This is a genomic window from Streptomyces sp. NPDC051051 (assembly GCF_040682975.1).
GTDB lineage: Bacteria > Actinomycetota > Actinomycetes > Streptomycetales > Streptomycetaceae > Streptomyces.
In genome coordinates, this window is the sequence record NZ_JBFBCB010000056.1 from 23,760 (window position 1) to 46,526 (window position 22,767).

Sequence of the window (22,767 nt, forward strand, 5' to 3'; positions counted from 1 at the left end):
CATTGACGAAACACAGCGCCCCTCCTACCTTCAACCCGTCGTACTTCGTACGTCATATATGAGACGCGATACGCGAGATCAGATACGCGACACCGAGAGGCGCGCATGACCTCTGTGCCCACGCCGATCCCCTCCCGCACGCAGTACGTGCTGGAGGAGATCAAACGCCGCATCCTCACCGGGCGGTTGACGCCAGGTCAGGCGCTGGTCGAGACCGAGCTGGCCGCGCAGTTCGGGGTCTCCAAGACCCCGGTGCGCGAGGCGCTCAAGACCCTGGCCGGCACCGGACTGGTCGTCATGAACCAGTACAAGGGCGTCACGGTGCGCATGGTGGACGCGGACATGGCGCGCGAGGTCTACGACGTGCGACTGCTCCTCGAACCCGAGGCGCTGAAGCGGGCCGTGCGCCGCGGCGCCTCCCTGGACGCCGCCCGCGCGGCGCTCACCATGGCCGACGAGGCGACCGACACCGCCGAACGCTCGCTGGCCAACCGGGAGTTCCACCGCGCCCTGTACCTGCCGTGCGGCAACCCGCTGCTCGGCCGGATGCTCGACGAGGTCCGCGACCAGGCCGCCCTGGTCTCGGCCGTCGCCTGGGCCGCCTCCCCCTCCTGGGAGCGGGAGGCGGGCGAGCACCGCGAGATCCTGCGGCTCGCCCTGGGCGGCGACGCCGACGGCGCGGCCCGCGCCCTGCACGCCCACATCGCGTCGTTCGTCCGCAGGGCGTTCCCCGACGTCCAGGCAGAGGAAGGTCAGGAATGAGCAGCGTGGTGTTCGAGACCCAACGTGCGGCCCTTGCCGACGTCGTGGCCATCCCGGTGACCCCGTTCGCCGAGGACGGCTCCGTCGACCGGGACGTCCACCGGGCCCTGCTGCGCCGTCTGCTCGACGGCGGGATCAGGACCCTCACCCCCAACGGCAACACCGGCGAGTTCTACGCCCTCACCCCCGAGGAGCGCCGTCTCGTCACGGAGCTGACGGTCGAGGAGGCCGGGGAGCGCGGGGTGATCCTGGTCGGCGTCGGACACGACGTGCCCACCGCCGTCGCCTCCGCCCGTCACGCCCGTGAACTCGGCGCGAGCATGGTGATGGTCCACCAGCCCGTGCACCCCTACGTCTCGCAGAGCGGCTGGGTCGACTACCACCGTGCCATCGCCGAGTCGGTGCCCGAGCTGGGTGTCGTCCCCTACATCCGCAACGCGCAGCTCGCCGGCGCCCGCCTCGCCGAACTCGCCGACGCCTGCCCGAACGTGATCGGCGTGAAGTACGCCGTCCCGGACGCCTCCCGGTTCGCCGCGTTCGCCCGTGACGCGGGTCTCGAGCGGTTCGTCTGGGTGGCCGGCCTCGCCGAGCCGTACGCCCCCTCCTACTTCTCCGCGGGCGCCACCGGTTTCACCTCGGGGCTGGTGAACGTCGCCCCGGCCGTCTCGCTGAACATGATCGAGGCGCTGCGCTCCGGCGACTACCCGGCCGCGATGAAGGTCTGGGAGCAGATCCGGCGCTTCGAGGAACTGCGCGCTGCCAACGGCTCCGCCAACAACGTCACCGTCGTCAAGGAGGCCCTCGCCTCCCTCGGCCTGTGCCGCCGCGAGGTCCGCCCGCCGAGCAGGCCGCTGCCCGAGACGGACCGCGCCGAGGTCGCCGCCATCGCCGCGGGGTGGTCCATATGACCGAGCCCGTCCGCAGGCGCCCCGAGGACCTGCGCAGCCACCAGTGGTACGGCACGGAGGGCCTGCGCTCCTTCAGTCACCGCGCCCGCACCCGCCAGCTCGGCTACCTTCCCGAGGAGCACCTCGGCAAGCCGGTGATCGCGATCCTCAACACCTGGTCGGACATCAACCCCTGCCATGTGCACCTGCGCGACCGGGCGCAGGCCGTCAAGCGGGGCGTGTGGCAGGCGGGCGGCTTCCCGCTGGAGTTCCCGGTCTCCACCCTGAGCGAGACCTTCCAGAAGCCGACCCCCATGCTCTACCGCAACATGCTGGCGATGGAGACCGAGGAACTGCTGCGGTCGTACCCGGTCGACGGCGCCGTCCTGATGGGCGGCTGCGACAAGTCCACCCCCGCCCTCCTCATGGGCGCCGCGAGCGTCGACCTGCCGGCCGTCTTCGTGCCCGCCGGCCCGATGCTGCCGGGCCACTGGCGCAACGAGGTCCTCGGTTCCGGCACCGACATGTGGAAGTACTGGGACGACAAGCGGGCCGGCCTGATCGGCGACTGCGAGATGGCCGAGCTGGAGAACGGCCTGGCCCGCTCGCCCGGTCACTGCATGACGATGGGGACGGCGTCCACGCTGACGGCGGCCGCCGAGGCGCTCGGCGTCACCGTCCCCGGCGCCTCCAGCATCCCGGCCGTGGACTCCGGGCACGACCGGATGGCCGCGAAGGCCGGCATGGCGATCGTCGACCTCGTCCACCGGGACCGCAGGCTGTCGGACATCCTCACCCGCGACGCCTTCGAGGACGCGGTGACGACCGTCCTCGGCCTCGGCGGCTCCACCAACGCCGTCATCCACCTGATCGCCATGGCCGGGCGGGCGGGGGTCAGACTCACGCTGGACGACTTCGACCGCATCGCCCGCACGGTCCCGGTGCTCGCCAACGTCCGGCCCGGCGGACAGACGTACCTGATGGAGGACTTCCACTTCGCCGGCGGTCTGCCCGGGTTCCTCTCCCGCATCCCCGACCTGCTCCACCTGGAGCGGCCGACCGTCTCGTACGACACGATGCGCGAGCAGCTCACCGGCGCGCAGGTGCACGACGACGACGTCATCCGGCCGCGGGACAACCCGGTCGCGGCCGAGGGCGGGGTCGCCGTCCTGCGCGGCAACCTCTGCCCGGACGGCGCGGTCATCAAGCACATCTCGGCCGAGCCGCACCTGCTCAAGCACACCGGCCCCGCGGTCGTCTTCGACGACTACCGGACCATGCAGCGGACCATCAACGACCCGGACCTCGGCATCACCGCCGACAGTGTGCTGGTCCTGCGCAACGCCGGCCCCAAGGGCGGCCCGGGCATGCCCGAGTACGGCATGCTGCCCCTCCCCGACCACCTGCTCCGGCAGGGCGTGCGGGACATGGTCCGGATCTCCGACGCCCGGATGAGCGGGACGAGCTACGGCGCCTGCGTGCTCCACGTGGCGCCCGAGTCCTACGTGGGCGGGCCCCTCGCCCTGGTCCGCACGGGCGACCCGATCACCCTCGACGTCGAGGCCCGCACCCTCCACCTCCACGTGGACGACGAGGAGCTGGAGCGCCGCCGGGCCGACTGGACGCCGCCGCCGGACCGCTACGAACGCGGCTACGGCGCGCTCTACAACGAACAGATCACCCAGGCCGACACCGGCTGCGACTTCGAGTTCCTGGCCCGTCCGGGCACGGTGGCGGACCCGTACGCGGGCTGACCCGCGCAGCGGAACCACCTCCGCCGCCCCCTACCCGGGGAGAAAGCGCTTCCTACGCGACGCGAACACCACAACAGCACCACAAGCACCACGCCAGCACGACGTACGACGACGTACCCAGAAACGGAGAACAGTCATGGCCCAAGCCGCAGCCGTGGCGAAACCGCCCGCGCCAGCCCGGCGGCGCCGTGCCTCCGCCACGCCGCGCAGGCTGCCGTACCTGCTGATCGCGCCGGCGGCCCTGCTCATGCTGGGCTTCATCGCCTACCCGGTCATCAGCGTCTTCTACTACAGCCTGCAGAACTACAACCCCACCAAACCGTGGCGCAACGGCTACGCGGGCTTCGACAACTTCGTCCACGCCTTCACCGACGACCCGGTGTTCTGGGACACGCTCACCTTCAGCGCCAAGTGGGTGTTCGTCGAGGTCGGGCTCCAGCTGATGTTCGGCCTGGCGCTGGCGCTCATCGTCAACCAGACCTTCGTGGGCCGCTCGCTCGGCCGCGCCCTGGTCTTCTCCCCGTGGGCCGTCTCCGGCGTGCTGACCTCCGCGATCTGGGTGCTGCTCTACAACTCCCAGACGGGCATCACCCGTTACCTCGCGGACATGGGCATCGGCAGCTACGGCACCAGCTGGCTGTCGGACACCTCCACGGTGTTCCCGGCCGCGATCGTCGCCGACCTGTGGCGCGGCGTCCCCTTCTTCGCGATCCTCATCCTCGCCGACCTCCAGTCCGTCTCGAAGGACCTGTACGAGGCCGCCGAGGTCGACGGGGCCAGCAGGCTCAAGCAGTTCTGGCACATCACGCTGCCCCACCTGAAGGACGCGATCGTCCTGTCCACGCTGCTGCGCGCGGTGTGGGAGTTCAACAACGTCGACCTGCTCTACACCCTGACCGGCGGCGGGCCCGCGGGCGAGACCACCACGCTGCCCCTCTACATCGCCAACACCTCCGTGGACGCCCACAACTTCGGCTACGCGTCCGCCCTGACCACCGTCGCGTTCGTGATCCTGCTCTTCTGCTCGATGGTCTACCTGAGGCTGAGCAAGTTCGGAAGTGAGGCCAAGTGATCACCAAGGAGGCCACCGAGGTGGCGCCCACGCCCGTGAGCGTCCCCACCACGTCCGAGCCGCGCCCGCGCGGCGGGAGGAACCGCGCCTGGGACGAGGCCCCGCGCTGGCAGATCTACCTGCCGCTGTCGGTCTACCTCGTCTTCACGCTGATCCCCTTCTACTGGATCCTGCTGTTCGCGCTGCGCCCGGCCGGTTCCACCTCGCTCCTGCCCTGGCCGGTCACCTTCGACCACTTCGAGAAGGTCTGGACGGACCGCAGCTTCGGCACCTACTTCCAGAACAGCCTGCTCGTCGGTGTCGCCACCCTGCTGATGACGACCCTCGTCGCGCTGGCCGGCGGCTACGCCCTCGCCCGCTTCGACTTCAAGGTCAAGCGCGCCTTCATGCTGGCCCTGCTCTGCTCCCAGTTCGTGCCGGGCGCGCTGCTCCTGGTCCCGCTGTTCGAGATCTTCGCCGAACTCCAGATGATCAACTCGCTGACCAGCGTGATCATCGCCGAGACGGTGTTCCAGCTGCCGCTGTCGATGATCCTGATCAGCAACTTCATCAAGAACGTGCCGTACTCGCTGGAGGAGGCGGCCTGGGTCGACGGCTGCAACCGGCTGACGGCTTTCCGCATCGTCGTGCTGCCGCTGCTGCGGCCCGGTCTGATCGCCGTCGGTTCCTTCGCCTTCGTGCACTCCTGGAACCACTTCCTGTTCGCCCTGATGTTCCTCAACAACCAGAGCAAGCAGACGATCCCGGTCGGCCTCAACACCCTGATGAGCGCGGACAGCGTCGACCTCGGCGCCCTCGCCGCCGGCGGCATCATCGCCGCCGTCCCGGTGGTGCTCGTGTTCGCCTTCATCCAGAAGTGGCTGATCACCGGCTTCAGCGCGGGGGCGGTGAAGGGATGAGGAGCCCTCACCTCGCCGCGGCGACGGCCGCCGGAAGCCGCACCCCCACCCCGCGCGCGGCGACCGACCGTGCCACGGCGGCCGACCGCGGGACGGCCCGCGGCGCGGGCGCGGGGAGGATCCCGTGAACACCCCCGACCCCCTGACCACGGGCGCTCCGCCGAACACGGGCGTCCCCGTCGTCCTCGCCGGTGCGCGCGGCCACGGCCGCTGGCACCTGGAGAACATCCGCCGTCTCCAGGACAAGGGCATCGTCCGCCTCGCGGGCGTCTGCGAGCTGACCCCGCTCACCCCCGACGAGATCCCGGAGGGCCTCGGCACGCCCGAGCAGTCCGCCGACTTCGGCGCGCTGCTGGACTCCACCGGCGCCCGGATCGCCGTCGTCTGCACCCCGATCCCCACCCACACCGACCTGGCGCTGACCGCGGCCGGCAAGGGCGTGCACCTGCTGCTGGAGAAGCCGCCGGCACCGTCGTACGCGGAGTTCCGCCGGATGGCCGACGGGGTCGCCGAGGCGGGCGTGGTCTGCCAGATCGGCTTCCAGTCGCTGGGCTCGCACGCCGTGCCCGCGGTCCGTCGGATGATCGGCGACGGGGTGATCGGCGAGGTCGCCGGGGTCGGCGGGGCCGGCGCCTGGGCTCGCCCGGAGGCCTACTTCCGGCGCGCGCCCTGGGCCGGGAAGCGGCGGCTGAACGGCGTCGACGTGATCGACGGCGCCCTCACCAACCCGCTCGCGCACGCCGTCGCCACCGCCCTCACGCTGGCCGGCGTCACCCGCGCCGAGGACGTCGCCGGCATCGAGACCGAGCTGGCGCACGCCAACGCCATCGAATCCGACGACACCTCCTGCGTCCGGATCACCACCGCCGCCGGACGCCCCGTCGTCGTCGCCGCGACCCTGTGCGCGGAGGACCCCGACGACCCGTACGTCGTCGTCCACGGCAGCCACGGCCGGATCACCTTCTGGTACAAGCAGGACCGCGTCCTGCTCCAGCGCGGCGGCCACGGCCCCGAGGAGTTCGAGTACGGCCGCACCGACCTGCTGGAGAACCTCGTCGACCACCTCACCGACGGCGCCGACCTGCTGGTCCCGCCGGCCGCGACCGAGGCGTTCATGCGGGTCGTCGAGGCGGTCCGGGTCGCCCCCGACCCGCTCGAACTGCCCGCCGACGCCTGGCACCGGCTCCCCGGCGAGGACCGCCGGGTCGTCCCCGGCGTCGACGGGCTGGTCGCCGCCGCCGCCGACACCCTCGCCCTCTTCTCCGAGCTGGGCGCCGCCTGGGCGTCCCCGACCGCGCACCCGAAAGGGGTGGACACCTGATGGCACAGGCCCCCGACGCACCCGTCGTGCTGCGGGTCGCGGGCCGCCCGGTCGGCGGCTACGTCACCCGGCCCGAGCTGCCCGACCGGCTCTCCCCGCGCCCCTTCCTGCACCCGGTCACCACCCTGGCCGGCACGGCCGTCACCGAACTGAGCCCCGCCGACCACACCCACCACCTCGGCGTCGGTGTCGCCGTTCCCGACGTCGAGGGGCACAACTTCTGGGGCGGCCGCACCTACGTCCGCGACCGGGGCCCGACCGAGCTCGACAACCACGGCGTCCAGCGGCACACCGGCTTCCCCCTGTGCGACCCCGACGGCTTCGTGGAGGAGCTGCGCTGGACGGCCGCCGGAACCGAGCTGCTGCGCGAACGCCGTACGGTCGCGGCCACCGGACTCACCGACACCGCCTGGGCCCTGGACTTCACCTTCTCCCTCACCAATGCCACCCCGGACCCGGTGACCATCGGCAGCCCGGCGACGAACGGACGCCCCGGCGCGGCCTACGGCGGCTTCTTCTGGCGCGCCCGCAAGGAGGACCGGGCCCCCGACGTCTTCACCGCCACCGCCGAGGGTGAGGCCGAGGTGCACGGCAGGTGCGCCGACTGGCTCGTCCTGGCCGGCGCCCACTGGAGCCTGGTGTTCGCGGGCGCCACCGACACCACCCGCCGCGACCCCTGGTTCGTGCGCACCGCCGAGTACCCGGGCGTCGGCTCCTCGCTCGCCTGTGCCGAGCGGCTCGTGATCGCCCCCGGCGACACCGCCGTCCGCCGCGTCGTCACCGTCGTCGCCGACGGCCGCCTCGGGCGCGACGAGGCGGCCGCCCTGGTGCGGAAGGCGGTCACCCAGTGACGGACGGAGCCGTGGCCGACGAGACGTACGAGAACCCGGTCCTGAACGCCGACTGGTCCGACCCGGACGTGGTGTGCGTCGGCGACGACTTCTACCTCACCGCCTCCAGCTTCGGCCGGGCCCCCGGCCTGCCGCTGCTGCACTCCCGCAACCTGGTCGACTGGACCCTGGTCGGGCACGCCCTCGAACGCCTGGAACCGGCGGCCGAGTTCGACTCCCCGTGCCACGACCGCGGGGTCTGGGCGCCCTCGCTGCGCCACCACGACGACCGCTTCTGGATCTTCTGGGGCGACCCCGACCAGGGCGTCTTCCAGGTCAACGCCCCCGGGATCAGGGGACCCTGGACCCGGCCCCACCTGGTGAAGGAGGGCAAGGGCCTGATCGACCCGTGCCCCCTGTGGGACGAGGAGACCGGCGAGGCCTACCTGGTCCACGCCTGGGCGAAGTCCCGCTCCGGGATCAAGAACCGTCTCACCGGCCACCGGATGCACCCCGACGGCACCTCGCTCCTCGACGACGGCAAGGTCGTCGTCGACGGGGACCGCATCCCCGGCTGGTTCACCATCGAGGGTCCCAAGCTGTACCGGCACGACGGCTGGTTCTGGATCCTCGCCCCGGCCGGCGGGGTGGAGACCGGCTGGCAGGGCGCCTTCCGCTCCCGGGACTTCTTCGGCCCCTACGAGGAGAGGATCGTCCTGGAGCAGAAGGACACCGACGTCAACGGCCCCCACCAGGGCGGCTGGGTGCGCACCCCGTCCGGCGAGGACTGGTTCCTGCACTTCCAGCAGCGCGGCGCGTACGGCAGGGTCGTCCACCTCCAGCCCCTGCGCTGGGACGATGGCGGCAGCTCCGGCTCCAGCGGGGCCGGGGGCGGGGGAAGCTGGCCGGTGATCGGGGACCGGGGCGCCCCCGTCGCCGTGCACCGCAGGCCCGCTCTGCCGCCGCAGCCCGCCGCCGCGCCCGCCACCGACGACGACTTCCCCGGCGGACGGTTCGGCAGGCAGTGGCAGTGGACGGCCAACCCCCAGGACGGCTGGGCCACCCAGCACTCCGGCGACGGACTGCGCCTGTCCTGCGTCCGCACGGCCGACGCGCACGACCTGCGCAAGCTGCCCCACGTGCTCACCCAGCGGCTGCCCGGCACCCCGTCGGCCGTCGAGGTGGAGCTGGAACTGCACGGCGAGGAGCCCGGCGCACGGGCCGGACTCGCGGTGCTCGGGGACGCCTTCGCCTGGATCGGGCTGCAACGCGGCACCGACGGCACGGTCCAGCTCGTGCACCGCTTCGCCGAGTCGGCCGCCGAGCGGGAACGGGACGCCGCCCACCCGCGGCCCGCCCCGCACGGCACGGTCCGCCTGCGCATCGAGATCGGCACCGGCGCCCGCTGCCGTTTCGCCTACGACCTCGGCGACGGCCTGCGCCGCAGCGGGCCGGTCTTCGCCGCCACCCCCTGGCGCTGGGTGGGCGCCCTGCTCGGCCTGTTCGCCCTGGCACCCGACGGACCGGGCCGCCCCGGGGCCGCCACGTTCACCCGCTTCAGGATCAGCCCCCTCTAACCCACCGCAACGGTCAGCCTGTCGGGAGCCGCAATGACGCACTTCCCCAGCAAGCGCTCGTCGAGACCCGGCGTCGTCCCGGTCGCCGTGGCCGGCCCGGTCGCCGCGCCGGCCCCGGTCGCCGTCGCGCCGGACACCCGCCGCGAGGAGGTGTTCGTCCCTGCGGGCGAGCCGAACATCTCGCCGCAGGGGACTGGACAGGACCGCTCCGGCACCGTCATCGTCTACGACACGCCTGCGGCGTACGGGAGTTCGACCGGCAGAGCCACGGTCCGGACCGTGGCCCACGCCGCCGCCCGCCCCCTCACCCTCGGCGACGACCTCGACGAGGCCGCGCACGAGCCGAACGGCGAGCAGGCGCCGGCGGCGGGGACGACCGGCGACCGGACCGTCCTCGAGGACACCGCCTTCCCGGCCTGCCGGGACACCCCGATCACCGGCAGCCCCCGGCTGGACGCGGTCGGCCGGGTCCGCGTCCGCGCCTCCCGCTCCGAGGGCGACGTCGACCACCTCAGGGGCACCGGCGACCCGGCCCCCCACGCCCGCCGTTGACCCCGCGCCCCCCACATGCCCGCACAGCACATGCCCGCACAGCCCGTTGGATCCAGAAGAGAAGAAGAAGAGAGCCGACCAATGAAGATCAGCATCCACAGAAGCAGGCGCGCCGCCACGGCCGTAGCCCTGGGGGCCGCGCTCGCCCTGACCGCCACCGCCTGCGGTGACGACGGCAGCGGCGCCGGCGGGGACAAGGGGGCCGACGGCAGCGGCAAGGGCAAGATCGTCTTCTGGGACAACAACGGCGGTGTCCGCACCGACATCTGGAAGCAGGTCATCGCCGACTTCGAGAAGGCCAACCCCGACATCGACGTCGAGTACGTCGGCATCGCCTCCACCGAGTACCAGTCCAAGGTCGACACCGCCATCCAGGGCGGCGGCCTGCCGGACGTCGGAGGCATCACGGCGTCGATGGCGGCGGCGATCGCGGCGCAGGACGCCCTGGAGCCGCTGGACGACCGCCTCGCCAAGTCCTCCCTCAAGGGCGAGCTCAACACGTCCATGGTCGAGTCGCTGAAGTCCGCCGGCGGCGGTGAGGCGCTGTACTCGATCCCGACCTCCGCCAACAACGGCGTCCTCTACTACCGCACCGACCTGTTCAAGGCGGCGGGGCTGGCCGAGCCGACCACCTGGGACGCGTTCTACACGGCGGCGGAGAAGCTGACGAACAGCGGCAAGAACCAGTTCGGGTACACCATCCGCGGCGGCGCCGGATCCATCGCCCAGGCGCTGGACGCGATGTACGGGCAGAGCGGGATCACCTCGTTCTGGAACGGTGACAAGACCACCGTCAACGACCCGAAGAACGTCGCGGCGCTGGAGAAGTACGCGGCCCTCTACAAGAAGGTCACCCCGGCCGCCGACCTCAACAACGACTTCACCAAGATGGTCGCCCAGTGGGACTCGGGCACCATCGGCATGCTGAACCACAACCTGGGCTCGTACCAGGACCACGTGAAGGCGTTCGGCGCCGGCAAGTTCCGGGGCATCCCGCAGCCGGTCGGCGCCTCCGGCAAGCGGGTGCAGGTGTCCAACCCGGTCGACGGCATCGGCATGTTCAAGAGCTCGAAGAACAAGGACGCCGCCTGGAAGTTCATCGAGTTCGCCACCTCGCAGGCGGAGAACTCGAAGTTCAACGAGTCGGCGGGGCAGGTGCCGTCCAACACCAAGGCGGCGAAGGACGCGTGGATCGACAAGGCCGAGCCGACCAAGCTGGCCGCGCAGGCGCTGTCGGACGGCTCCACGACGATCGTGCAGCTGCCGTACTACCTGCCGGACTGGGGCACCATCTCCAAGTCCGACAACGAGCCCAACTTCCAGAAGGTCCTGCTGGGCAAGCTCACCGCCAAGGAGTTCCTGGACACCTTCGCCGAGCAGCTGAACACGGCGCAGGCGGAGTGGAAGGAACAGAAGGGCTAGGCCTTCCTCCCGTGGCGCGGCGGCCGGCCGCGGTGTCCCGCCGGGGCCGGCCGCGATCCTGGCGGCGGAGCCGGCCGCTGTTTCGGCGGCCGAGCCGCACCCGTGCACCGCCCCGCGCCCCGGCAGGGGCGCGGTCCCCCTCCCTGTGAGAAATCCCTGTGCGAAAGGCGCACCCCTGTGTCCCTCACCCGCAGACAGGTCACCTCGGCGGCCCTCGCCGCCGTCCCCCTCGCCGTCGCGGCCACCGGCACCGCCCGGGCCGCGGGGCGACCCCGCACCCTCTACATCGCCGGTGACTCCACCGCCGCCCAGAAGTTCGCCGACGCGGCGCCCGAGACCGGATGGGGAATGGCGCTGCCGTTCTTCCTGGACAAGGACCGACCGGTCGCCAACCACGCGGTGAACGGCCGCAGTTCCAAGAGCTTCGTCGACGAGGGGCGGCTGGACGTCATCCTCGCGTCGATCCGCCCGGGGGACTTCCTCCTGATCCAGTTCGCGCACAACGACGAGAAGACCACCGACCCGGCCCGCTACACCGAGCCCTGGACGACGTACCAGGACTATTTGCGGCTGTACGTCGACGGGGCGCGCTCCCGCGGGGCGCGGCCCGTGCTGGCGACGGCCGTGGAGCGCCGCCGCTTCGACGCGGACGGCAACGCCCTGCCCACGCACGGCGACTATCCGGCGGCGATGCGCGCCCTCGCCGCGGAGGAGGACGTCGCGCTCCTCGACCTCCAGGCCCTGTCGCTCGCGCTGTGGCAGAAGCTCGGGGCCGAGGAGACCAAGCGGTACTTCAACTGGACCGACACCGAGCAGGACAACACGCACTTCAATCCGCCGGGCGCGATCGCCGTGGCCCGGCTGGCCGCCGCCGAGCTGCTGCGCCGCCGGGTGCTGACGGCGCGGGACGTGCGCCGGCTGGACGCCGAGATCCCGGAGTCGTGGATCACCTGGCCTGCGGCCACCACCGCGTAACCCCTCCTACCTTCCGTGAAAGAGAGCCGCACAGTGAATGCACAGAGATGGCATGGGCATGCCACAAAATCGGCCGTCGTGGTCGGCTGCACCGCCCTCGCCCTGACGGTCACCGGCACCCCCGCCCAGGCCCACTCCGCCCGTGACGTCGCCCGGCAGACCCTGCCGGCCGGCGACGGCTGGGCGGCCTACGGAACCGGCACCACCGGCGGTGCCGCCGCCGACGCCGAGCACGTCCACACCGTCACCACCTGGGCGGAGTTCAGGGCCGCCCTGGAGGCCGGCGGCACCGCACCGAGGATCATCAAGGTCAAGGGCACGATCGACGCCGTCTCGGAAGGGTGCGACGCCTTCGCCGCGCCCGGCTACGACTTCGACGCCTACCTCGCCGCGTACGCGCCCGAGGTGTGGGGCCTCGACACCGACCTGAGCGCCGAGCCCGCGGACAGTCCCGAGGGCCTGCGGCGCACCTCCGCCGCCGCCCAGGACACGGCGATCAAGGTGAACGTCCCCTCCAACACCACCATCATCGGCGTGGGCAGGAACGCGGGCATCAAGGGCGCCAGCCTCCAGATCAAGGCCGTCGACAACGTGATCATCCGCAACCTCGCCTTCGAGAGTCCCATCGACTGCTTCCCGCAGTGGGACCCCACCGACGGCTCGAAGGGCAACTGGAACTCCGAGTACGACACCGCCGTCGTCTACGGGTCCACGCACGTGTGGCTGGACCACAACACGTTCACCGACGGCTCCCACCCCGACAGCGCCGCGCCGACCTACTTCGGCATGCTCTACCAGCAGCACGACGGCGAACTGGACGTCGTGCGCGGTTCGAACTACGTCACCGCCTCCTGGAACGTCTTCACCGAGCACGACAAGACGATCCTCATCGGCAACAGCGACAGCGAGTCCACCGCCGTGGGCGACCGGGGCAAGCTGAAGGTCACCTTCCACCACAACCTGTTCTCGAAGCTCGTCGAGCGCGCGCCCCGCGTCCGCTTCGGACAGGTCGACTCCTACAACAACCACTTCGTCGCCGACGCCTCCTACTCCTACAGCTTCGGCATCGGCAAGGAGTCCCAGCTCGTCGCCCAGCACAACGCGTTCACGCTGCCCGCCGGCGTGAGCGCCGCGAAGGCGCTGAAGAAGTGGAGCGAGGCGCCGGTCACCGCCGACGGCAACTACGTCAACGGCAGGCCCGTCGACCTGATCGCCGTGCACAACGCGGAGATCCCCGCCGAGACCCTCCGGTCCGGTGCGGGCTGGACGCCCACCCTGCGCACCAGGGTCGACCCCGCGAAGGCCGTCCCCGGCATCGTCGCCGGCCGGGCCGGCGCCGGAAAGATCTGCTGACCCGCACCGCAGAGCACCGCACCGCAGAGCACCGCACCGTGCGGGCCGGGGCCCCGCCGCCCCGGCCCGCACGCCCCGTCGCCCACACGTCCGAGGTCCGCATCCCACGAGCCGCACCCCGAAGGAGCACCCGCATGCCCTCGCACCACGTCCAGCTCCCCCTGTCCAGAAGGGGTTTCCTCCTGGCGGGCGCCGGTGCGGGCGCCGCCCTCGGCCTGTCGGCCGGACCCGTCCGGGCCGGCACCCGCAGGCCGTTCGGCCGCTTCGGCTCCCCGTCCGCCCGCCTCACCCCGGGGACCCTGTACGTCGACGCGCGCGGACGCGGTGACCACACCTCGGTCCGGGACGCCGTGGCCGCCGCCACCGGCACCGGCCGCACCCTCGTCATCGCCCCCGGCACCTACCGGGAGACCCTCGCGGTCGACGTCACCCGCACCGAGGCGACCTGGATCGGCGCCTCGGAGAACCCCCGCGACGTCGTGATCGTGTACGACAACGCGGCCGGCACCCCGAAGCCCGGCGGCGGCACCTACGGCACCACCGGCTCGGCCACCACGACCGTGCAGGCCGACGGCTTCACCGCCCGCTGGATCACCTTCGCCAACGACTGGCTGCGCGCCGACCACCCCGGCGTCACCGGCACCCAGGCCGTCGCGATCAAGGTCCAGGGCGACCGCTCCGCCTTCCACCACTGCCGCTTCCTCGGCCACCAGGACACCCTCTACGCCGACTCGATCGCCCTGGGCACCTTCGCCCGGCAGTACTTCTCCCACTGCTACGCCGAGGGGGACGTCGACTTCGTCTTCGGCCGGGCCACCGCCGTCTTCGAGCACTGTCACTTCCGCACCCTGAACCGCACGGACCTCGTCGCCGCCCCCTACGGCTTCGTCTTCGCGCCCTCCACGGCCGGCGCCAACCCGCGCGGCTACCTGGTGACCGGCAGCCGGGTCACGAGCGAGGCCCCGGACGCCTTCTACAAGCTGGCCCGCCCCTGGGTGCCCAGCTCCGACACCACCGCCCGCCCCATGCTCACCGTCCGCGACACCCACCTCGGCCCCGGGATCGACGCGGTCGCGCCCTACGCGAACATGTCGGCCGCCTTCCCCTGGCAGGACCAGCGGTTCGCCGAGTACCGCAACTCCGGACCCGGCGCGGTCGTCACCGTCCCCGAGAACCGGCCCCAGCTCACCCCCGAGCAGGCCGCGTCCGCGACCCGGTCGGCCCACCTCGGAGACTGGACGCCCTGGAAGGAGACCTGCTGACATGCGCAGGCGCACCCTCCTGGCCGCCCTCACCGCCGGTCCGGCCGCCACCGCCACCCCCGCCCTCGCCCTCGCGGCCGGCACGGGCACGGGGGGCCGCCGTGTCCTGCACGTGCGCCCCGGCGACTCCGTCCAGGCCGCGGTGGACGCCGTCACCGGTCCCGGCTGGACGATCGTCGTGTACCCCGGCACCTACCGCGAGGTGGTCACCGTCCCCGCCGGCACGGCCGAGCTGACCCTGCGCGGCGCCTCCCGCGACCCGCGCGCCGCCGTCGTCGTGTACGACAACGCCAACGGCACGAAGAGGCCCGACGGCACCACCTACGGCACCGCCGGCTCCGCCACGTTCACCTCCGCCGCCCCCGGCCTCACCGTCCGCGACCTCACCCTCGCCAACGACTGGCTGCGCGCCGACCACCCCGACATCACCGGTACGCAGGCGGTGGCGGCGTACGTCACCGGCGACCGCTCCCGCTTCGACAACGTGCGCTTCCTCGCCCACCAGGACACCCTCTTCGCGGACACCACCGCCCTGGACGCCTTCGACCGGCAGTACTACCACCGCTGCCACATCGAGGGCGACGTCGACTTCGTCTTCGGACGGGCACGCGCCGTCTTCGACGCCTGCCGCTTCCACACCCTCCAGCGGGACGTCGCCTTCACCCCGAAGGGCATGGTCTTCGCCCCGGCCACCGCCCGCGCCAATCCCCACGGCTTCCTCGCCGTCCGCGGCTGCATCACCTCCGCTGCCGAGGACGCGGCCTACAAACTGGCCCGGCCCTGGGTGCCGTCGTACGAGACGACCGCCTGGCCCTCCCTCGTCGTACGGGACTCCTGGATCGGCCCCGGCATCGACGCGGCCGCCCCGTACACGAACATGCGCGAGGCCCACCCCTGGCAGACCATGCGCTTTCGCGAGTACGGCAACTCGGGACCCGGCGCGGTGATCTCCGCACCGGACGACCGCCCGCAACTGACACCCGCGGAGGCGGCCGTCCACACCCGGCGCACCTACCTCGGGGACTGGAGGCCGTATGAGCGTCCGTGAACCGGTGGGCCGGCGGGCGTTCATGGTCGGGACGGGGGCGGCCCTGCTGGCCGGGGGAGCCGCCGGCGGTGCGCGGGCGGCGGTCGTCGACGGTCCGCTGCCCGACTTCCATCCCGCCCTCAAGGAAGCCCTCACCTTCCCGCTGGCCTGGGGGAACTCGCCGATCCGCGACTTCCGCGCCTGGCGCCGGGCCGCCCGCGCCCAGGTCGAGGAGACGCTGCTCGTCGACCGCGAGGACGGCACGCCGTACGCCCCCGAGTTCCACGGGCGGACCGAACAGGACGGCTACACCAGCGAGTTGGTGACACTCTCCCTCACCCGTCACGAACGCGTCCGGGCCGCCCTGCTCACCCCGCACGGGCCCGGACCCTTCCCGGCCGTGCTCCTGCTGCACGACCACGGGGCGAAGTTCGACATCGGCAAGGAGAAACTGGTCCGGCCCTGGTACGACGCCGGCCGGCTCGCCTCCGCGCAGGCCTGGACGGAGAAGTACTTCAGCGGCCGCTTCGTCGGCGACGAACTGGCCCGGCGCGGATACGTCGTGCTGGCCGCCGACGCGCTCGGCTGGGGCGACCGCGGCCCCCTCGCCTACGACCAGCAGCAGGCCCTGGCGAGCACCTTCTACCACCTGGGGTCCTCCCTGGCCGGGCTCATGGCCCGCGAGGACACCCGCTCCGCCGGCTTCCTCGCCGCCCTGGAGCGCGTGGACCGGCGGCGGATCGCGGCCGTCGGCTTCTCCATGGGCGCCTTCCGCGCCTGGCAGGCCGCGGCGCTCACCGACGACCTCGCCGCCGCGGCCGCCGTCTGCTGGATGACCGGCCTCAAGGAGATGATGGTCCCCGGCAACAACTCCCTGCGCGGCCAGTCCTCGTACTACATGCTCCACCCCGGGCTGCCCCGCCACCTCGACTTCCCCGACGTGGCGAGCATCGCCGCACCCAGGCCGATGCTCTTCCTCAACGGCGGCCTCGACCCGCTGTTCCCCGCCGACGGCGTCCGCACGGCCCACGAGAAGCTGCGCGCCGTCTGGCGGTCCCGCCACGCCGAGGAGCGGTTGCACCTGCGGACCTGGCCCGACCTCGGCCACGTCTTCGTCGACCGCATGCAGGACGAGGTCTTCACCTGGCTGGACCGCGTCCTCTGATCCCCGCGCCCCACCGGGATCCGACCGTCCCCCCACGAGCGAAGGACCCGCACTCCATACCTCGTCGCACCGCTCTCCCCGCCCTCGCGCTCGGCGCCGGCCTGGCCGTCCTCCCCACCCAGGCCCAGGCCGCCACCGTCGTGATCGGCAACTCCACCGACCTGGCCAATGCCATCAAGAACGCCACCGCCGGCACCGTCATCCAGGTCCGCGGCGGCACCTACCACCCGACGGCCACCCTCCAGTCCACCGCCAACGGCACCTCGTCCGCGCCCGTCACCCTCACCGCGTACGGCTCGGAGACCGTGAAGACGGACTGACCGCGGCGAGAATTCCGACATCTTCCGCACGGTCCGGCAACCCTTTCCGGCCACGGCGGCGACTGGTGTGGGGAAACGGGCCGGGGCGGCCCCTCCGGCCCGTCTCCTCTCCATCCCCCTCAGGAAAGGAACGCCCCGTGCGTTTGAGCACCGGACGCCACCGCAGGACGCGCACCCTCTCGATCGCCGCCGCGGTGGCCGTCGCCTCGGGGGCGGGCGGCGTCTACCTCGGCCTGACGGACGACGGCGCCCAGGCCGCGACGACCACGGTCACCGTGTCGACCACCGCGCAACTGGAAGCGGCCGTGAAGAACGCCGCCGCCGGCACCGTCATCCAGGTCCGCGGCGGCACCTACCACCCGACGGCCACCCTGAAGTCCACGGCGAGCGGCACCTCGTCGAACCGGATCACCCTCCAGGCGTACGGTGGCGAGAAGGTGAAGATCGACGGCTCGAAGCTCCCGGCCGGCTCCTGGCTCGCCGGGATCCACGGCAGCTACTGGACCGTGCAGAACCTGACCTTCCAGAAGTCCCCGGCGCAGGGCTTCGTCGTGACCTCCTCCACCGGAGGCGTCTTCAGGAACCTGGTCACCGCCGGCAACGGCGACACCGGCTTCACCCTGCGCGGCGACAACACCGTCGGCAACCTCGTCCAGAACCTCGACAGCCACAGCAACTACGACCCCGCCGGACACGGCCAGAACGCGGACGGCATCGCCGTGAAGTTCGGCTCCGGCAGCGGCAACCGGATCACCGGCGCCCGTCTCTACAACAACTCCGACGACGGCCTCGACCTCTGGCAGTTCTCCACGGCGGTCACCATCGAGCACTCGTGGGCCTTCGGCAACGGCAAGAACCGGTGGAGCGACGCCGCCTTCGAGGGCAACGGCAACGGGTTCAAGCTGGGCGGCGGAGGCGTCGTCGTCGCGCACGTCGTGAACGACAACGCGGCCTGGGACAACACGCTGAACGGGTTCACCGAGAACTCCAACCCCGGCGCGATCGCCCTGAACCGCAACACCGCGTACGCCAACGCGCAGGCCGGCTTCTACTTCGCGACCGGCAAGGCCCGGCTGGCCCGCAACCTCGCCGTGGGCAACAAGGGCGGTCCGGCCAGGCCGGGCTCCGCCACGGTGACCGCCGCGAACAACTGGGACGGCGGCGTCGGCACCCCGGCGTTCAGGTCGACGGACGCGACGACGGCGTACGGCGCCCGCACGGCGGACGGGTCGCTGCCGGCGACGACGTTCCTGACCACCGGGTCCACCACGATCGGCGCCACCATGAACTGAACCGGGCAGCCGAACGCCCCCGCCGGTGACCGCCGGCGGGGGCGTTCTCGTGCCGGCCCGAGAGGGGCTCGGGCCGGCAGGTCCGCACGCCTACTTGTACGTGATGTCGGACGACGAGAACTTGCAGGCCTTGCCGTCGGCGCCGGTGCCCAGCTCGGTGGGCTCCTTGCCGGTGTTGTTGCCCTTGAAGCGGACGCAGGTCTTCGTCTTCTTCTTGGTGTCGCCCTGGATGCGGATCTTCGACAGGGTCGCGGTGTCGCCGTAGTTGGCGTTGACGCCGACGATGGCCTTCAGGGGCGCCACGACGTCGATGTCGCTCAGCACGATGGTGCGCTTGTACTGCGTCTTGCAGTTGCCGCACGAGCGGACCAGCTTGCCGGAGTTCTCCACCCGGAAGCCGGACACGGTCAGCGTGCCGGCGCCGTTGAACTGGAGCACCTTGTCGGCGCCGTTCTTCGCGCCGCCGCCGATGACCTTGTACACCGACGAGGCGGACTTGCCCTTGAAGCTGGCGGCGTCCTCGCCGACGTCCAGCCACCACACGTTCTGGAGCGTGCAGGAACCCTTGCAGTGGACGCCGTCGGCGGCCGGGGTGCCGATGATCACGTTCTTCAGGACGGCGCCGTCGGCGAGCTCGAAGATCGGGTCCTGGCCCTCCTCCTGGCCGCTGCCGCCCAGATCGCCGGAGCCGACGAACTTCGTCAGCTTGCCGTCGTAGGTCCCCGACACCTTGATCGTCGACGACACGGACTTGCTGCCGGTGGCGGTCGGCCAGGTCGACGCCGCGCCCGCGGACGAGAGCATCGTCGTGGTGACGATCGCCGCGCCCGAGATCGCGAAGGCGGCGGAGCCGGCGATCAGCGCCCGCCGCTTGGTGACCTTGCGGCGGTGCCGGACGCGCGGTTGTGCTGGTGCAGTCATGTACCGGTTCCTCAAGTGGGTGGTGACTCTTGCGCTGTGTGGTCGTCACCGGTGAGGAAAGGGTTGCCGCTTCGTCGAAAGTTTTTTCGCGGCGTCTTCGCGGTCCTAGGAGTCGCCCTCGTCGTCGTCCCGGGCCGCGAAGTCGCCGCCCACGGAGCTCTCCCGGCCGTCCGATCCACCGACCACCACGTAGCTGTCGTCCTTGGCGTCCCGGCCGCCGCGGTCGTGGTCGTACTGCCCGGCGAACACCCACTCGCCCTTGGGGACCGTGCGGCCCTCCTTGAGCACCCAGGTGTAGACGAGGAAACCGTCCCTCTCCTCGGCCGTGAACGTGAAGTCGCCCTCGGGCAGCGAGCGCCAGGCGCCCGCGGAGGACACCCCGCCGGTCTGCGCGACCTTCAGCTGCACGGTCAGCGCGGTGAGCTGCTCGGAGGTCTTGAACGTCACATTGCTCTGCGCCCAGAAGTCGTTGCTGTGCGGGTCGACCGAGCCGTCCGACCACAGCGGGCCGTCCTCGGTGTCGTCGACGGCCGGCAGCAGGTCCGGAGCGGGTGCGGACGGCGCCGCCTGCGCCGACTTCGTCGGTGAAGCGCTCGGCTCGGCCTCGTCCTGTCCGCCGCCGCCCTGACCGGGCGTCGGCTCCGGCGAGGCCGGCGGGCGGCTCGTCGCGTCCGGGGACTCCACCGGCGGCGGCGAGACGGCGACCGACTGCCGCTGCGGCGGGTCGTCCTTGACCGCCGACGCCACCGCGTAGCCGCCGACCGCGAGCATGCCCGCGACCGCGGCCGTGGCGCTCACGATCCGCGCCCAGCCCCACAGGGCCGGCCGGGTCGCCCGGTGACCGCCGGGCCGTTCCTGCTGCACCATGCCGCGCTCGATCCGGGCGAGGATCCGCTCACGGTTCGGCTCGTACGCCCCGGCCGCCTCGTGCAGCCGGGCGCGCAGCTCGCCGTGCCCGTCCCGCTGCATCGTCATCGGTTTCTTCCTCCGGCCTCACCCGTGCGCGCCGCCATCACGGCGGGCACCTTCCGCGGACCCGCTGTGGCGCCGAGCAGCTTCTGCAACTCGGCCATTCCCTTCGAGGTCTGGCTCTTCACCGTACCCACCGAGACGCCCAGGGCGAGCGCGGTGTCCTTCTCCGACAGGTCGAAGGCGTGCCGGAGCACCACGCAGGCCCGTTTGCGGAACGGGAGTCTACGCAGCGCCGACTGGACGTCCACCACGCCCGCGACGTCCGGATTCTCCGTCTTCTCCTCGCGCTGCGACCAGAACAGGGCGATCCTGCGGCGTTCGCGGACCGCGCTGCGGATCCGGGTGCGGGCCAGATTGGCCACGACACCACGTGCGTACGCCACCGGGTGGTCGGCCGCGCGGACCCGGTCCCAGCGGTGCCAGAGCGCGAGCAGCGCGTCCGCCGCCAGATCGTCGGCCGCGTCCGCCTCGCCGGTCAACAGATGGGCGAGCCGAGCCAGTTCGGCATGGTGGCGTTCGAAGAAGGCATGGAACTCCACGGAGGCGGCGTCGTCGACGACTGTGCCCACGAGTGACCTCTTCTCGGTGCGGAATCTGCACCCCGGCGGGGGTGGCTGCTGTGCGTGTCATGTGAATGACATGGGGATGCCCCGAGGAGGTGGCCGGGGCGAGATCCGGAAGCGTAGCAGTGGTCAACCGCCTGGTCGGTACAGGGGTTCGAACAATGTGTGGCCCACCGAACCCCGATTCCGTAACACGTCGAAAACCTGAACGCGGTTCGACGAGGGAACAATCCAGCCAGCATCCGCACGCAGATCACCAGGTCACGAGGAGTGCCCGTCATGTCCGAAACACAGCAGGCGGCCGACCGGCCGACGCTCCTGCCCCCGGCGGTGAACGGGGTCGACCGGTTCTTCAGGATCTCCGAACGGGGCTCGACCTTCGGCCGGGAGATACGCGGCGGCTTCGCCACGTTCTTCACGATGGCCTACATCCTCGTCCTGAACCCCCTCGTCCTGGGCAGCGCGGAGGACAAGTTCGGGCACCGGCTCGACGCCGTCCAACTCACCACCGCCACCGCCCTGGTGGCCGCCGTCATGACCGTCATCATGGGCATCGGCGGCAACCTCCCGCTCGCCCTCGCCGCCGGCCTCGGCCTCAACGCCGTCGTCGCCTTCCAGATCGCCCCGCTGATGAGCTGGGACGACGCGATGGGCCTGATCGTCCTCGAAGGCCTGCTGATCTGCGTGCTGGTGGTCACCGGCCTGCGTGAGGCCGTCATGCACGCCATCCCGCAACCGCTGAAGCAGGCGATCAGCGTCGGCATCGGCCTGTTCATCGCCCTCATCGGCTTCGTCGACGCCGGCTTCGTCAGCCGCGTCCCCGACGTCGCGGGCACCACCGTGCCGGTTCAGCTCGGCGCCACCGGCACCCTCGGCGGGTGGCCGGTCCTCGTCTTCTGCCTCGGTGTGCTGCTGACCGTCGGACTGCTCGCCCGCAAGGTCAAGGGCGCCATCCTCATCAGCATCGTGACGATGACCCTCGTCGCGATCGTCATCGACTCCCTCGCCGACATCAGGTCCTGGGGCCTGACCACACCGGCGTGGCCCGACAAGCTCGTCGACACCCCCGACTTCGGACTCCTCGGGCACTTCAGCCTGTTCGGCGCGTTCGGCGAGACCACCGCCGTCACGGTCGTCCTGCTCGTCTTCACCCTGGTCCTGTCCGACTTCTTCGACACCATGGGCACCGTCGTCGGCATCAGCGCCGAGGCGAACCTCCTCGACGACGAGGGCAAGGTGCCGCACCTCGGTCGCGTGCTGCTCATCGACGGCGCGGCGGCGGTCGCGGGCGGCGCGGCCTCCTCGTCCTCCGCCACCTCCTACATCGAGTCGGCGGCCGGCGTCGGCGAGGGCTCGCGCACCGGCTTCTCCAACCTGGTCACCGGCGGCCTGTTCGCCCTCGCCCTGTTCCTCACCCCGTTGCTCACCATCGTCCCGCTCCAGGCGGCGGCACCGGCGCTGGTCGCGGTCGGCTTCCTGATGATGACCCGGGTCAAGTCCATCGACTGGGACAGGTACGAGATCGCCGTCCCCGCCTTCCTGACCATCGCCGTGATGCCGTTCACCTACTCGATCACCAACGGCATCGGCGCGGGATTCATCGCGTTCGTCCTGATCAAGACGGTGCTGGGCAAGGCGCGGGAGGTGCACTGGCTCATGTGGGGGGCCTCGGCCCTGTTCGTCGTGTACTTCGCGATCGACCCCGTCGAGCAGATGCTGGGCGGCGGATGAGGTGAGGCGCGCGGGGTCGGAGCACACCCCGCCCGTGAAGCCGACGACCAGTTCGTCGCCCTCGGCCGTGTAGCCGTCGACCTTCACGTCACGGGTCTCGGTGCCCGAGG

The 22,767-nt window shown here is 71.7% G+C and carries 20 protein-coding genes and 1 pseudogene; 18 read left to right on the forward strand and 3 right to left on the reverse strand.

What is annotated here, in order from left to right; all coding sequences use genetic code 11:
- The first annotated feature begins 105 nt into the window (after positions 1 to 105).
- From AB0N31_RS30900 to AB0N31_RS30980, 17 genes and pseudogenes are all read left to right on the forward strand, one after another.
- Positions 106 to 762, forward strand: coding sequence for a GntR family transcriptional regulator (locus tag AB0N31_RS30900; RefSeq protein ID WP_366061764.1), 657 nt, complete (start codon positions 106 to 108; stop codon positions 760 to 762).
- Positions 759 to 1,670 (forward strand): dihydrodipicolinate synthase family protein, encoded by a 912-nt coding sequence (locus AB0N31_RS30905; RefSeq protein WP_366061765.1) that lies wholly within the window; start codon positions 759 to 761, stop codon positions 1,668 to 1,670. The genes AB0N31_RS30900 and AB0N31_RS30905 overlap by 4 nt, the downstream gene beginning before the upstream one ends.
- The gene (araD, locus tag AB0N31_RS30910) at positions 1,667 to 3,403 is read left to right on the forward strand and encodes an L-arabinonate dehydratase (RefSeq protein WP_366061766.1); all 1,737 of its coding nucleotides are present in this window, start codon (positions 1,667 to 1,669) and stop codon (positions 3,401 to 3,403) included. Before AB0N31_RS30905 ends, araD begins: the two co-directional genes overlap by 4 nt.
- Positions 3,404 to 3,539: 136 nt before the next feature.
- Positions 3,540 to 4,475, forward strand: a complete 936-nt coding sequence (locus tag AB0N31_RS30915; protein ID WP_366061767.1) for a sugar ABC transporter permease — start codon at positions 3,540 to 3,542, stop codon at positions 4,473 to 4,475.
- 35 nt (positions 4,476 to 4,510) lie between these two features.
- Positions 4,511 to 5,374, forward strand: coding sequence for a carbohydrate ABC transporter permease (locus tag AB0N31_RS30920; RefSeq protein ID WP_366061784.1), 864 nt, complete (start codon positions 4,511 to 4,513; stop codon positions 5,372 to 5,374).
- A 124-nt stretch (positions 5,375 to 5,498) separates the two neighbouring features.
- Complete coding sequence (locus AB0N31_RS30925; protein WP_366061768.1) at positions 5,499 to 6,695, forward strand: Gfo/Idh/MocA family oxidoreductase; 1,197 nt, start codon at positions 5,499 to 5,501, stop codon at positions 6,693 to 6,695.
- Entirely contained in the window at positions 6,695 to 7,546 is an 852-nt protein-coding gene (locus AB0N31_RS30930) for a PmoA family protein (protein WP_366061769.1), read from the forward strand. Before AB0N31_RS30925 ends, AB0N31_RS30930 begins: the two co-directional genes overlap by 1 nt.
- 11 nt (positions 7,547 to 7,557) lie before the next feature.
- Positions 7,558 to 9,102: a family 43 glycosylhydrolase gene (locus AB0N31_RS30935; protein WP_366061785.1), complete on the forward strand. Its 1,545-nt coding sequence runs from the start codon at positions 7,558 to 7,560 to the stop codon at positions 9,100 to 9,102.
- Positions 9,103 to 9,135: 33 nt separating this feature from the next.
- Positions 9,136 to 9,654: a hypothetical protein gene (locus AB0N31_RS30940; protein ID WP_366061770.1), complete on the forward strand. Its 519-nt coding sequence runs from the start codon at positions 9,136 to 9,138 to the stop codon at positions 9,652 to 9,654.
- An 81-nt stretch (positions 9,655 to 9,735) separates the two neighbouring features.
- Entirely contained in the window at positions 9,736 to 11,076 is a 1,341-nt protein-coding gene (locus tag AB0N31_RS30945; protein WP_366061771.1) for a sugar ABC transporter substrate-binding protein, read from the forward strand.
- A 177-nt stretch (positions 11,077 to 11,253) separates the two neighbouring features.
- On the forward strand, positions 11,254 to 12,051 hold the full coding sequence (locus AB0N31_RS30950; protein WP_366061772.1) for a rhamnogalacturonan acetylesterase: 798 nt from the start codon (positions 11,254 to 11,256) through the stop codon (positions 12,049 to 12,051).
- Between the two features lie 33 nt (positions 12,052 to 12,084).
- A complete protein-coding gene (locus AB0N31_RS30955; protein WP_366061773.1) occupies positions 12,085 to 13,404 on the forward strand; it encodes a pectate lyase in 1,320 nt (439 codons plus the stop codon).
- A gap of 134 nt (positions 13,405 to 13,538) precedes the next feature.
- Complete coding sequence (locus tag AB0N31_RS30960; protein WP_366061774.1) at positions 13,539 to 14,666, forward strand: pectinesterase family protein; 1,128 nt, start codon at positions 13,539 to 13,541, stop codon at positions 14,664 to 14,666.
- Between the two features lies 1 nt (position 14,667).
- Positions 14,668 to 15,714 (forward strand): pectinesterase family protein, encoded by a 1,047-nt coding sequence (locus tag AB0N31_RS30965; RefSeq protein WP_366061775.1) that lies wholly within the window; start codon positions 14,668 to 14,670, stop codon positions 15,712 to 15,714.
- Entirely contained in the window at positions 15,701 to 16,858 is a 1,158-nt protein-coding gene (locus AB0N31_RS30970) for a dienelactone hydrolase family protein (RefSeq protein WP_366061776.1), read from the forward strand. Before AB0N31_RS30965 ends, AB0N31_RS30970 begins: the two co-directional genes overlap by 14 nt.
- A 56-nt stretch (positions 16,859 to 16,914) precedes the next feature.
- A pseudogene (locus AB0N31_RS30975) lies at positions 16,915 to 17,169 on the forward strand (pectate lyase); the annotation flags it as partial.
- Between the two features lie 146 nt (positions 17,170 to 17,315).
- Positions 17,316 to 18,470 carry a right-handed parallel beta-helix repeat-containing protein gene (locus tag AB0N31_RS30980; protein ID WP_366061778.1) on the forward strand — a complete coding sequence of 385 codons (1,155 nt, stop codon included), beginning with the start codon at positions 17,316 to 17,318 and terminating at the stop codon, positions 18,468 to 18,470.
- 90 nt (positions 18,471 to 18,560) lie between these two features.
- Here the strand turns inward: AB0N31_RS30980 and AB0N31_RS30985 are convergent, their stop codons facing one another.
- The 3 genes from AB0N31_RS30985 to AB0N31_RS30995 form a co-directional block, all read right to left on the reverse strand.
- Complete coding sequence (locus AB0N31_RS30985; RefSeq protein WP_366061779.1) at positions 18,561 to 19,391, reverse strand: pectate lyase; 831 nt, start codon at positions 19,389 to 19,391, stop codon at positions 18,561 to 18,563.
- 105 nt (positions 19,392 to 19,496) lie between these two features.
- The gene (locus AB0N31_RS30990) at positions 19,497 to 20,366 is read right to left on the reverse strand and encodes a hypothetical protein (protein WP_366061780.1); all 870 of its coding nucleotides are present in this window, start codon (positions 20,364 to 20,366) and stop codon (positions 19,497 to 19,499) included.
- Positions 20,363 to 20,932, reverse strand: a complete 570-nt coding sequence (locus AB0N31_RS30995) for a SigE family RNA polymerase sigma factor (RefSeq protein ID WP_366061781.1) — start codon at positions 20,930 to 20,932, stop codon at positions 20,363 to 20,365. Before AB0N31_RS30995 ends, AB0N31_RS30990 begins: the two co-directional genes overlap by 4 nt.
- A 273-nt stretch (positions 20,933 to 21,205) precedes the next feature.
- Between AB0N31_RS30995 and AB0N31_RS31000 the strand changes: the two genes are divergently transcribed.
- Positions 21,206 to 22,657, forward strand: a complete 1,452-nt coding sequence (locus tag AB0N31_RS31000; RefSeq protein ID WP_366061782.1) for an NCS2 family permease — start codon at positions 21,206 to 21,208, stop codon at positions 22,655 to 22,657.
- Positions 22,658 to 22,767 lie beyond the last annotated feature (110 nt).